Source organism: Sedimenticola hydrogenitrophicus (genome assembly GCF_029017505.1).
Classification (GTDB): Bacteria; Pseudomonadota; Gammaproteobacteria; order Chromatiales; family Chromatiaceae; genus Sedimenticola; species Sedimenticola hydrogenitrophicus_A.
In genome coordinates, this window is the sequence record NZ_JAQGEI010000033.1 from 35445 (window position 1) to 47483 (window position 12039).

The following is a 12039-nucleotide window of genomic DNA, read 5'->3' on the forward strand; positions in this document are numbered from 1 at the left end:
ATCCGCAATCAACGGAACCGCTGTAGATGAATCAACCCCAACCCGAGGCCCCGGCCAAGACGGCCGGCCTGGCCGACAAGCTGTTTGCCCTGCTGCTCTACCTGCTGCCACACCACCTGCTGTCCCAGGCCATGCACTGGCTGACCCGGATTGAGTGGCCGCCGCTCAAGAACCGGCTGATCAAGGGGGTCATCCGGCTCTACAAGGTGGACATGGAGCTGGCCGTGGAATCGGACCCAACCCGTTATCCCAGCTTCAACGCCTTCTTTACCCGGGCGCTGCTGCCCGAGGCGCGGCCGCTTGCCGAGTCCGAGTCCGCCGTCCTCTCACCGGTCGATGGCACCGTCAGTCAGCTCGGCCGGATCGAAAACGGCCGGATCTTCCAGGCCAAGGGCCAGAGCTACACGCTACAGGAGCTGCTGGGCGAAGACGGGGAGTGGTGTGAACAGTTTGCCGAGGGTCATTTCGCCACCCTGTATCTCTCGCCGCGGGATTATCACCGCATTCACATGCCGCTGGCCGGCGAATTGAAAAAGATGCTGCACATCCCCGGTCGTCTGTTCAGTGTCTGCCCTTCCACCACCCGGGTGGTGCCGCGCCTGTTCAGCCGCAACGAGCGGCTGGTCAACCTGTTCGAGACCGAACAGGGCTCGATGGCGGTGATCATGGTGGGGGCCATTTTCGTGGCCAGTATGGAGACGGTCTGGGCGGGCACGGTCGCCCCCGCCTCGCGGCGCATCAGCCAGTGGCGTTACGGGCCGCAGCCGTCGGCCACCCCTGTTCTCCTGGGGAAGGGTGAAGAGATGGGTCGCTTCAACATGGGATCGACCGTGCTCCTGCTGTTCCCGAAGGATGCCGTCGCGTGGAGCGATACGCTCGGCGCCGATGCCGAGGTACGGATGGGGCAGCAGATCGCCACCATCACCAATCCGCGCTGACTCCCCGCCTCTGTCGGAGTCGGAGTGACCTTCTGCGCCCGCTCGTGGTCAATAATATTAATCCGTGGAGACGCTTTCTGCGGGCTGATTCAGACCGGGACATGCCACCACCGGCGACAAATTCCCAGCACAGAGAAGGGGGAACACCCATGAATAAACCAGGCTATCTTTTCATTGCGCTGCTGGTATCCGTGACGCTGGTCGGCTGTGCCCGCGGCCTGACCGGCACCACCTACACCCGTGACGAAGCCCGCCGGGTACAAACAGTGCAGTACGGCACGGTCGAGTCCGTCACCCCGGTGGTGATCGAGGGCAGAAACGAGGGTCTTGTCGGTACCGGTTCCGGCGCCATTGTCGGCGGTCTCGCCGGCAGCACGGTGGGCGGCGGCAAGGGGCGCAGCATCGCCACCGTGGTCGGGGCCGTGGCCGGCGGTCTGGCCGGGCAGGCGGCGGAGAAGAGCCTGACCACCAGGCAGGGCCAGGAGATCACCATCCGCATGGAGTCGGAAGAGATCCTCTCGGTTATCCAGGAGGTGGAGAATGACCAGTATTTCCGCCCCGGCGACAGGATCCGCCTGCTGAGGCAGGGCGGGGTAACCCGGGTCGCCTACTAGTACTACTTCAATTTGATAAAGTACTTTTTGTAGGGTGGATAAGCAACAGCGCATCCACCGCAGCAATGGTGGATGCCCCTACTGGCTTATCCACCCTACGAAACTGAAACAGGGCGGGGTAACCCGGGTCGCCTACTAAGGAGTCTGGTCTACAATCAACCACATGGCCAGGAGTGCCCGGCATGCCATGATTGAGGAAACCCAATGAATAAAAAACACTCACTATGTGCCATCGCAGTCATCCTGTTACTCAGTGGCTGCACCTGGGTAAAAACCACCCCGGAAGGGGAGAAGGTTCGGGTACTAGATGCGGATGAGGTCGCCACCTGCAAGGAACTTGGCGCCGCTACGGTCTCCCTTGTGGACAAGGTCGCCGGTATCGAACGGGATCCGCAGAAAGTGCAGAAGGAGCTGGAACTGCTGGCCCGCAACAGTGCCGCCCGCATGGGGGGCGACACGGTGGTACCGGCCTCTGACATCAGTGACGGCCAGCAACGCTTCACCGTCTACAAATGCGTCGGGGTCGACCAGTAGCCGACCCGACCGGTGCCCGGCGAGTGCATCCCGCTACGCTGATTCGTCGCCACTGAACCCACGACGCGAACACCCGGGTACGCCCTGCGGCTGACCTCGTGACGTATACTTGCCCAAATGAGACGTTTTCGAACCCGGCTTATGCAGACCAAAAGGCGGCATCATTCACCCTGGTATGCGCTTTGGGGCACACTCTGCATCGGCACGGCGGGGGCGGCGACACCCGAGATCGAATTCACCGGTGTCAGTGGCGAGCTGCAACTGAATCTGCGTAGCGGGCTCTCCCTCACCACCGAGTCCTGCGATGCACCGAAGTGGCGGGTCAATCGGCTGTTTCGCCGCGCCGAGCAGGAGCTGGACCAGGCGGCCAGGGCGCTGGGGTACTACCAGATAAAGGTGGAAAAGGAGCTGCAATTCAAGGAGGAGTGCTGGCAAGCCAGCTTTACCATCGACCCGGGCCGGCCGATCCTCCTGGATCGGGTCGACATCCGCATCGAGGGCGAGGCGCGGGACGATCCCGCCTTCAACAAGCTGTTGCAGGAGACCCGGGTGCGCCCCGGCGGCCAGCTGCACCACGGTCGCTACGAGAGACTGAAGACGCAGATCGAAACCCTGGCGGCGGAACGGGGCTATTTCGACGGCCTTTTCAGCCGCCGGGCGTTGCAGGTCGACCCGGCGGCCGGCCAGGCAGACGTCACGCTGCACTACCGATCCGGCCGGCGCTACCACATCGGCACCCTGGAGCTGGATCAGCACACCTATGAGCCCCGGTTGCTGGAGCGCTACCAGAACATCCATTCCGGTGATCCCTACGACGCCGGGGAACTGGCGGCGCTGCACCGGGGACTGGCCGACAGCGGCTATTTTGAACTGGTCTCCGTGAAGCCCGACTACGAGGGGGCCGCGGACGGCCGGATCAATGTCCGGGTACAGCTGGAGCCGATCAAGCGCACCGCCTACCGGGTGGGCATCGGCGCCGCCACGGACACCGGACCGCGCCTCAGCCTGGCCTACGACCGGCGCCGCATCAACCGCCTCGGCCACCGCCTGCAGTCCAAGCTTACCCTCTCCGGTGTGGACAGCTCCCTGGGTCTGGAGTACCTGATCCCGATGCAGCGCCCGCATATCGACCAGCTCAGCATCCGTGCCGGTTACCGCGAACAGGACACCGATACCACCACCAGCGACACCGCCACCCTGGGTCTGCGCACCCTGGGCAAACGCAACGGCTGGAACGAGACCCGCTACCTGGACTGGATATCGGAAGAGTCCCTGATCGGCGACGAAATCACCTCGGCCACGCTGCTGGTACCCGGCATCAACTGGACCCGCACCCAGGCCGACCATCGCATGCGGCCAAACCGGGGATCGCGGCTCAACCTCGAACTGCGCGGCGCCCATGAGAGCCTGCTCTCGGACGCCAGCTTCGTGCAGATTCTGGCCGCCGGCAAATGGGTGCTGCCGCTGGGCAAGGGGCGCCTGCTGCTGCGCACCGACACCGGCATGAGCCTCACCCCTGACTTCACCGATCTGCCGGCCTCCTACCGCTTCTTCGCCGGCGGTGATCAGAGCGTGCGCGGCTACGAATACCAGTCCCTAGGGCCGGAGAATGCCAGTGGCGACGTGGTGGGCGGCCGTTACCTGGTCACCGGCAGCGTCGAATACGAATATCCGATCCAGGGTGCCTGGTCGGCAGCCCTGTTCGTGGATGCCGGCAATGCCTTCGACGCCTGGAGTGACGGAATCAAGCGCTCCGCCGGTATCGGCCTGCGCTGGCGCTCTCCGGTCGGCCCCATCCGGCTGGACCTGGCCATCCCCGACGACCAGAGCCGGGACAACTTCCGTATCCACTTCTCCATGGGACCCGACCTGTGAGGCGGCCGCTGCTCCTGGTGTTGTTGCTGACGCTGATCGGCGTGGTGGGTGGCGCTGCCTGGCTGCTGGGCACGCCGAACGGCAATCAGCGCCTGCTGCAATGGACCCTGGGTGACAACCTGCGCATCGAACGTTATGCCGGCACCCTGCTCCAGGGACTGGACCTGCAGGGGGTGGCGTATCGGGACGGTGAACAGCGACTGACCATCGAGAACCTGCGCCTGCGCTGGGAGCCAACCGCCCTGTTCGGCGGCCTGTTACATATCCGGCAGCTGCAGGCGAGCGGCATTCACTATGTCTCCCTGGCAGCGGCCGAAACCGCGGCGAGCCCCGCCCCGCCACAGCTGCCGCTGACGCTGCGCCTGGACCAGGTCGAGCTGGATGATATCCGCATAGGGGACGGCGACGAGGCGCAGTCGATCGGCCGCCTCGCCCTCAACGCCCGCACCCGGGAAGACACGCTGGAGATCCTCAACCTCCAGGTCGACTACGCCACTTACCGGGCCGAGGTGGAGGGGCAAATCGAGCTGGCCGAGGACTACCCGCTGCAGTTAAAGATCCGCTGGCAGGGGGACTTGTCGGAGCTTGGGCCGGAGTTCGGGCCGGCGCGCGGTAGCGGAGAGATCAACGGCAACCTGCAACGACTGACCCTCCAACACACCCTGGAAAGCCCGTTCGGGATCCGCACCCGGGGTCAGGTCGACCTCTCCGGCGAGAGCCCCCAGCTGACGCTCGAAGGCGACTGGCGGCCACTGGCCTGGCCGCCGCAGGATGCCGTGGTGGAGAGCGCCGGTGGCCAGTATCGACTGAGCGGCCCGCTGGAGTCCCTGCGGCTGAGCAGCGAGGCCGAGCTGCTGTTTCCCGGTACCGATACCCCGCCGTTCAAGGCGCGGCTGGAGACCCGGCTCTCCCCCGACGGCCTGACCGATCTGGACCTGGAGGTCCGGGAGATCCGCGCGGCGGGACTGTCGCCGCTACAGCTGCGGGTCACCGGCGCGGTCCGGCTGGCGGGCGAGGAACCGCAACTGGATCTGCGCGGTGAATGGATGCAGGTCCGCTGGCCCCTGTTGAGCGAAGCCTTCAGTGAGAGCCCGAACGGCAGCTTCCATCTCAGCGGCCCGGTCACGAATCCGCACCTGGAGAGCCAGGCCGACCTGAATTTCCCGCAGGGCGGGGCGCCGGACATCCAGGCACGGCTGCAGGGCCAGCTGAGCGCCGGCGGCCTGTCCGACATGACCCTCGAGGCCGAACTGCTGGACGGCACCCTGCGCAGCCAGGGCCAGGTGACCTGGGCCCCGGCCATCGACTGGAACCTGGCGATCAGCGGCGACTCCCTGAACCCGGCGCGCCAGTGGCCGGAATGGCCCGGCAAACTGGCCCTGCAGGCCACGCTGCAGGGCGGCGTCTCGGATCAGGGGCTCTGGCTGAGCACCGAACTGCGGCGGTTGGACGGCACCCTGCAACAGCAGTCGGTGACGGCCAGTGGGCGCGGGCGCTACGACCACAACGGCCTCGAACTGCAGGCGCTGGATCTGCAGAGCGGACCCAACGGGCTCAAGCTGCAGGGTCGTCTGGGCGAACGACTGGATCTGCGCTATGACCTGCAGGCGCCGAAGCTGGCGGCCTTCTGGCCGGCGCTGCAGGGGGCGATCACGGCCGACGGGCGGCTGGGCGGCACGCAGGACCAGCCGGAATTCAGCACCCGGCTCCGGGCCACCGGCCTGGGTTATGCGGAGCAGCGGATCGGCCGGTTGGAGGCGGACCTGACCTGGCTGCAGGGTCGGGCCGAGGGCCAGCTGACAGCGACCGGCCTGCAGAGTGGCGAATGGCAGGGCCGCCGGCTGTCACTCAGCCTTACCGGAACCCCTGAAGCCCACCAGGTCCGGCTGAGCCTGGAGGCCAGCGACCTCCGGCTCGACACCGCGCTGCAGGGTGGCTGGAACGCCCCGCTCTGGCGCGGCCACCTGGAACGGCTTGCCATAGACCAGGCACAGTTCGGACGCTGGTCCACGACCGGCCGCGCGGCCCTGCTGGCCGGCCGCGACCGATTCAATCTGGAGCAGACCTGCCTGACCCAGGAGCAGGCACGCCTGTGTACCAGCGGCGCCTGGACTGCGGAGAGCAGCCGAATCGATGGCAATCTCACGGCCATCCCGCTGAACCGCCTGCTGCACTGGCTACCGGCGGAGGTGGCGGTCAACGGCAGCCTCGACGGGGAACTGCACTTGGCGGGCACCTTCCCCGCCCTCACGGGCGAGGTGCGACTGGCGCTGCCCCAGGGGAACCTGCGGATGGAGGCGGCAGAGGATCAGCCGTTGCAGCTGGCGCTGCGGGACGGGCTCCTGACCCTGTACATGACCCCGGAGGGAAACCGTGCCTCCTTGGAAATGAAGGCTGGTGACGGACGGATCGCGGCCGATGCCCGCACCGCTCCCTTTACCGCCCCCTTCAACGCGGAGAAACCCCTCGCCGTATCCGGAAACCTCAAGGCCGAACTGCCCGACCTGCGTCCCCTGGGGTTGCTGCTGCCGGGCCTGCGCGACCTCCGGGGCCGGCTGGTGGCGGAGGCCAGCCTCGACGGCGAGCTTGGCCAACCGCGGATCGAGGCCCTGGCGACCCTCGATGAGGGGGCCGCCAATCTGCCCCAACTCGGCCTGATGCTGGAAGGGGTGCAACTGACCGCCCGCAACCGCGGCAATGAACGACTGGTGCTGGAGGGTCAGCTGGTCTCCGGGGGCGGCACCCTCAGGCTGCAGGGAGACCTGCTACTCGATGCCGCCCAGGGCTGGCCGCTTAGCCTCAAACTGCAGGGCGAGGAGATCCAGGTGGTGCGGTTGCCGGAGGCGGTGGCCTACGCCTCCCCCAAACTGGAGATCGGCCTGCGCAACCGCCGGCTCGAGGTCGAGGGCAACCTGAAAATCCCCAAGGCCGATATCCAGCTGCGGGAGCTGCCCGAAAGCGCCGTGAAAGTAAGCGAGGACGAGGTCATCGTCGGACAGGCAGGCGCGGAGGAGAAAACGCCCCCCCTGGCCATCGAGACGCGGCTGTTCATCCAGCTCGGTGACCAGGTCCGTTTCAGCGGCTTCGGGCTCAAGACCCGGCTGGAGGGGGCGGTCGCCCTGAACAGCCGGGAAGACCGGACCCTGGCACGCGGTGAGTTGTCGCTGCAGGAGGGTCGCTACCGCGCCTATGGCCAGGACCTGACCATCCAGCAGGGTCGCCTGCTGTTCAACGGGCCGCCGCAGAATCCCAACCTGGATATCCGGGCTACCCGGCTTTCGCGCGACCGCTCGGTGACGGCCGTACTCAACCTCAGCGGCAATCTGCGTGACCCCCGGGTACAGGTCTCCAGCGACCCGAGCCTGCCGGAGGAGGAGGCCCTGGCCTACCTGATCACCGGCCGCGGCCTGGCCGAGGAGGGTCCGGGGAGCGCCGCCATGCTGCGCCAGGCCGCGGCCGCCAAGGGCCTGGAGAAGAGCCAGGAGATTCTCAACCGGCTGGCTGGCGGACTGGGGGTGGACGAGGTCCGCTTCGAGGAGGGCGAGACCCTGGAGGATACCTCCCTGCTGCTGGGCAAATACCTCTCACCCGATCTCTATGTCAGTTACGCGGTCGGTCTGTTCGACAACCGCGGTGCCCTGGTCACGCGCTATCGTCTGAGCGAGCGATTGCGCCTGGAGGTGCAATCCGGCAGCAGCCAGAGCATGGACCTGATCTACGACGTGGAGCGCTGATCCGCCCGAGGGCGGCATCTGTTTACCCCGGATCAAGCCGCGGACCCACAAACCAACAGCGTTCTGGCAATCGAACCGCTTTCTGCTATTAGTTACACATGACCGAACGCTTGTCGCCCAGGCGGCGGAGCAGACGTTGTCCCGATAGGGGAACAGCGAGACACGGGTTGCCGCAACGTTCAGCGCCCGGGCGGTGTTTCGTACCTCACAGTCATCAATAACACGGCCGATCCATTGCACAACTCATCCACCACCACAGCGCGCTCACCCAACCGGCTGTTTTCCAGCCGCCTGGCGCGTGAAATCACCGTGGTGCTGGTGGTCAAGTCGATCGCGCTCTATGTTATCTGGATGGCCTTCTTCAGCGAGCCTGTTTCCCCACGCCTCACGGCGGATCGCGTCAGTGAGGCCATTGTCGGCGGAGGCACCGGCCGGCCCGCCGAGCCGCAACACGATAACGAGTAAAGGAGTACAACATGCTAGAAGAGGTCGTCGAGCTATCGCGCCTGCAGTTTGCCATTACCGCGATGTACCACTTCCTGTTCGTTCCGCTGACCCTGGGCCTCTCTTTTCTGCTGGTGATCATGGAGACGGTCTACGTCATCACCGGCAAGCAGATCTACCGGGACATGACACGCTTCTGGGGCAAACTGTTCGGCATCAATTTCGCCCTCGGCATCACCACCGGTATCACCCTGGAATTCCAGTTCGGCACCAACTGGGCCTACTACTCGCACTATGTGGGCGATGTCTTCGGCGCACCACTGGCCATCGAGGGGCTGATGGCCTTTTTCCTTGAATCCACCTTTATCGGTCTCTTCTTCTTCGGTTGGGACCGCCTCACCAAGGTACAGCACCTCACCGTAACCTTCCTCACCGCCCTCGGCTCCAATCTCTCGGCGCTCTGGATCCTGGTGGCCAATGCCTGGATGCAGAACCCGGTCGGTGCCGATTTCAACTACCAGACCATGCGCATGGAGATGACCAGTTTCTACGAACTCCTGTTTAATCCCGTGGCCCAGGTGAAGTTCGTCCACACCGTTGCGGCCGGTTACGTCACCGGCTCCATGTTCGTCCTCGGCATCAGCGCCTACTACCTGCTGAAGGGGCACGATCTGCCGTTCGCGCGCCGCTCGTTCGCCGTGGCCGCCGGGTTCGGGCTCGCCTCGGTCCTCTCCGTGATCGTGCTCGGAGACGAGAGCGGCTACTCCCTGGGCGACGTGCAGCGGACCAAGCTGGCCGCCATCGAGTCGGAGTGGGAGACCCATGAAGCGCCAGCGGGATTCATCCTCATCGGCCTGCCCAACGAGCAGACCCAGACCACCGACTATGCCATTCGCATCCCCTACCTGCTGGGGTTGATCGCCACCCGCACCCTCACTGAACCGGTCTACGGCATCAAGGACCTGCTGGTCGATCACGAGGCGCGCATCCGCACCGGTATCACCGCCTACGCGCTGCTGCAGAAACTGCGCAGTGGTGACCCTGACGAGGCCGACAGGACCGCCTTCGAGGAGGCCAAGAAGGACCTGGGTTACGGCCTGCTGCTCAAGCGCTACACCCCCAACGTGGTGGATGCCACCGAGGCACAGATCAAGCAGGCGGCCCGCGACACCATCCCCCGGGTGGCGCCGCTGTTCTGGAGCTTCCGCATCATGGTGGCGGCGGGCTTTCTCATGCTGTTCATCTTTGCTGCCGCCTTCTATTACTGCGCCAAGCGGCGGGAGGTGGAGAAGCGCTGGCTGCTACGCCTGGCACTCTACTGCATCCCGCTGCCATGGATCGCGGCCGAGAGCGGCTGGATCGTGGCGGAGTATGGCCGGCAGCCCTGGGCCATCGGTGAGGTCCTGCCCACCTTCCTGGGTGTCTCGTCCCGCACCACCGGCGAGCTGTGGTTCTCGCTGGCTGGCCTGGTCGGCTTCTACACCCTGCTGCTGGTGGTGGAACTCTACCTGATGTTCCGCTTCGCCCGCCTCGGCCCCAGCAGCCTGCATACCGGCCGTTATCACTTTGAACGCTCCTCCGGCGGCGCGGCCGGCCAGCCCATGGACCAGCAGCAGTAACGGGAGAATCCGATGATCTTCGATTACGAAACCCTGAAGCTGATATGGTGGGTCCTGATAGGGGTACTGCTTATCGGCTTCGTCATCACCGACGGCTTCGACATGGGGGTCGGTGCCCTACTCCCCTTCCTTGGAAGGAATGACGACGAGCGGCGCGTCATCATCAACACCATCGGTCCGCACTGGGACGGCAACCAGGTGTGGTTCATCACCGCCGGCGGCGCTATCTTCGCCGCCTGGCCGGCGGTCTACGCAGCGGCCTTTTCCGGCTTTTACATCGCCATGCTGCTGGTGCTGTTCGCCCTGTTCTTCCGCCCGGTGGGTTTCGACTACCGCAGCAAGATCGCCGATCCGCGCTGGCGCACGGCCTGGGACTGGGGACTGTTCGCCGGCGGCGCGGTGCCGGCGCTGCTGTTCGGCGTCGCCTTCGGCAACCTGTTGCTGGGTGTCCCCTTCGCCCACGACGAGTTCCTGCGCCCCAGTTACAGCGGCAGCTTCTGGGGACTGTTGCACCCCTTCGCGCTACTCTCCGGCGTCTTAAGCCTCGCCATGCTGGTGACCCACGGCGCCGTCTGGCTGCAGCTGCGCACCGAGGCGCCGTTGGCGACCCGGGCCCGTGCGGCGGCGCGCATCGCGGTGCTGGTAATGATGGCGTCCTTCGCGCTGGCCGGGATCTGGCTGGCCTTCGGCATCGACGGCTACCGCATCGTCTCCATGCCGCCCACTGACGCCCAGTCCAATCCCCTGATCAAGGTGGTGGAGATCGCCGACGGCGCCTGGCTGAACAACTATGACCGCTATCCTTGGATGATACTGGCGCCGGTCGTCGCCTTTGCCGGCGGCCTCGGCACCTTCCTGCTGGCAACCGTTCACCGTCCCGGCTGGGCCTTCATCACCAGCGCCCTGTCCATGGCGGGAGTGATCCTTACCGCGGCCTTCTCCATGTTCCCCTTCATCCTGCCCTCCAGTACGGTGCCGAACAGCAGCCTCACCGTGTGGGATGCTCCATCGAGCCACCTGACCCTGATGGTGATGTTCTGGGCGGCAGCGCTATTCGTGCCGCTGATCCTGATGTATACCCTGTGGAGCTACCGGGCCATGTGGGGCAAGGTCACGGTGAAGCAGATCCAGGAAAACACCCACTCGGCCTATTGATAACGGAGCAGGAGAAGAGACGATGTGGTACTTCACTTGGATACTGGGTTCGCTGCTGGCGGTGGCACTGGGCATTATCAATGTCATGTGGCTGGAAGCAGAGCTGAGTCTCGGCGACGAAGATGAGGATGAGGATGAGGATGAGGCCGGATGATGACGCAGACATCGGTTACGGATGGTTTCAACCGGGTGAAAGTATCGTAAAGAGCCATGGATATTACCCTCGCCACTTACAACATTCACGCCGGTATCGGAGCGGACGGGAAATTTGCTCCCGACCGTATCTGCGCCGTGTTAGCCGAGCTGGATGCGGATCTGGTGGCACTGCAGGAGGTCGAACACCATCGGGTGGGCGATCTGGATTTGCTGGACTATCTCGCGGAAAAGTTGGCATGCAGCGCGATCCCCGGTCCCACGCTGCTGCGGGAAACCCGGCACTATGGCAATGCCCTGCTGACCAGGCTCCCGCTCCTGGCGCTGAACCGGCTTGACCTGAGCATACCGGGTCGTGAACCGCGAGGCGCGCTCGACGCCACTTTTGATTTTCACGGACAGATCATGCAGATGGTCGCCACCCATCTTGGCCTCACACCCGGAGAACGTCGCCGCCAGGTGCAACAGTTACTGGCCCTGTTTAATCGGCCCAGGCCGGCGGATATTTCCGTGCTGATGGGCGACATCAATGAATGGTTCCTGTGGGGTCGACCCCTGCGTTGGCTGCATGCGCATTTTCAGTCGAAACCGAACTACGCCACCTTCCCGGCGCGTTGGCCTCTGTTCGCCCTGGATCATATCTGGATAAGCCCGCGTAGCCGTTTGCGCACGCTGCAGGTGCACCGCAGCAGACTCGCGCGTATCGCCTCCGATCACCTGCCGTTGAAGGCGGTTATCAAGATATGAGGTTTCCGCACTGGCGCCCCGATCCGGTCGCCCGTCCCGCGACAGACCCGAATGGCACTTACTTAAGCCAATAACCACCGTCATCCCGGCGCAGGCCGGGATCCAGACTGCTTAATGGTGGCGGTATTCCTGGATTATTCGCTTCGCTCACCCTTCGGGCCGACTTTCAGTCGTTCAACGCGCTTCGCGCTTTTGTCCGGCCTGCGCCGGAATGACGAAAATCCTG

The 12039-nt window shown here is 64.9% G+C and carries 10 protein-coding genes; all 10 read left to right on the forward strand.

The genetic code is table 11. From position 1 onward, the window contains the following. The first annotated feature begins 26 nt into the window (after positions 1 to 26). The 10 genes from asd (at position 27) to O9K64_RS18240 (ending at position 11813) form a co-directional block, all read left to right on the forward strand. On the forward strand, positions 27 to 938 hold the full coding sequence (gene asd, locus O9K64_RS18195) for an archaetidylserine decarboxylase (RefSeq protein WP_335342318.1): 912 nt from the start codon (positions 27 to 29) through the stop codon (positions 936 to 938). A 149-nt stretch (positions 939 to 1087) separates the two neighbouring features. Then, positions 1088 to 1552, forward strand: coding sequence for a glycine zipper 2TM domain-containing protein (locus O9K64_RS18200; RefSeq protein ID WP_275099527.1), 465 nt, complete (start codon positions 1088 to 1090; stop codon positions 1550 to 1552). A gap of 204 nt (positions 1553 to 1756) precedes the next feature. Further along, positions 1757 to 2086 (forward strand): DUF4156 domain-containing protein, encoded by a 330-nt coding sequence (locus tag O9K64_RS18205; protein WP_275099528.1) that lies wholly within the window; start codon positions 1757 to 1759, stop codon positions 2084 to 2086. A gap of 141 nt (positions 2087 to 2227) precedes the next feature. Further along, on the forward strand, positions 2228 to 3961 hold the full coding sequence (locus O9K64_RS18210) for an autotransporter assembly complex protein TamA (RefSeq protein WP_275099529.1): 1734 nt from the start codon (positions 2228 to 2230) through the stop codon (positions 3959 to 3961). Then, positions 3958 to 7695: a translocation/assembly module TamB domain-containing protein gene (locus tag O9K64_RS23680; RefSeq protein WP_275099530.1), complete on the forward strand. Its 3738-nt coding sequence runs from the start codon at positions 3958 to 3960 to the stop codon at positions 7693 to 7695. The genes O9K64_RS18210 and O9K64_RS23680 overlap by 4 nt, the downstream gene beginning before the upstream one ends. Positions 7696 to 7929: 234 nt before the next feature. Then, complete coding sequence (gene cydP / locus O9K64_RS18220; RefSeq protein ID WP_275099531.1) at positions 7930 to 8160, forward strand: cytochrome oxidase putative small subunit CydP; 231 nt, start codon at positions 7930 to 7932, stop codon at positions 8158 to 8160. Between the two features lie 11 nt (positions 8161 to 8171). Beyond that, complete coding sequence (locus O9K64_RS18225; RefSeq protein ID WP_275099532.1) at positions 8172 to 9758, forward strand: cytochrome ubiquinol oxidase subunit I; 1587 nt, start codon at positions 8172 to 8174, stop codon at positions 9756 to 9758. A gap of 12 nt (positions 9759 to 9770) precedes the next feature. After that, positions 9771 to 10913, forward strand: coding sequence for a cytochrome d ubiquinol oxidase subunit II (gene cydB, locus O9K64_RS18230; RefSeq protein WP_275099533.1), 1143 nt, complete (start codon positions 9771 to 9773; stop codon positions 10911 to 10913). Between the two features lie 22 nt (positions 10914 to 10935). Next, complete coding sequence (gene cydX, locus O9K64_RS18235; RefSeq protein WP_260294465.1) at positions 10936 to 11067, forward strand: cytochrome bd-I oxidase subunit CydX; 132 nt, start codon at positions 10936 to 10938, stop codon at positions 11065 to 11067. Between the two features lie 56 nt (positions 11068 to 11123). Then, entirely contained in the window at positions 11124 to 11813 is a 690-nt protein-coding gene (locus O9K64_RS18240) for an endonuclease/exonuclease/phosphatase family protein (protein ID WP_275099534.1), read from the forward strand. Positions 11814 to 12039: the final 226 nt, after the last annotated feature.

What these genes read in the sequence shown, in the direction of transcription:
- cydX (WP_260294465.1), top strand. Translation starts at nt 10,936, where the DNA reads ATGTGGTACTTCACTTGGATACTGGGTTCGCTGCTGGCGGTGGCACTG.
- O9K64_RS18205 (WP_275099528.1), top strand. Translation starts at nt 1,757, where the DNA reads ATGAATAAAAAACACTCACTATGTGCCATCGCAGTCATCCTGTTACTC.
- asd (WP_335342318.1), top strand. Translation starts at nt 27, where the DNA reads ATGAATCAACCCCAACCCGAGGCCCCGGCCAAGACGGCCGGCCTGGCC.
- O9K64_RS18210 (WP_275099529.1), top strand. Translation starts at nt 2,228, where the DNA reads ATGCAGACCAAAAGGCGGCATCATTCACCCTGGTATGCGCTTTGGGGC.
- O9K64_RS18225 (WP_275099532.1), top strand. Translation starts at nt 8,172, where the DNA reads ATGCTAGAAGAGGTCGTCGAGCTATCGCGCCTGCAGTTTGCCATTACC.
- cydB (WP_275099533.1), top strand. Translation starts at nt 9,771, where the DNA reads ATGATCTTCGATTACGAAACCCTGAAGCTGATATGGTGGGTCCTGATA.
- O9K64_RS18200 (WP_275099527.1), top strand. Translation starts at nt 1,088, where the DNA reads ATGAATAAACCAGGCTATCTTTTCATTGCGCTGCTGGTATCCGTGACG.
- O9K64_RS18240 (WP_275099534.1), top strand. Translation starts at nt 11,124, where the DNA reads ATGGATATTACCCTCGCCACTTACAACATTCACGCCGGTATCGGAGCG.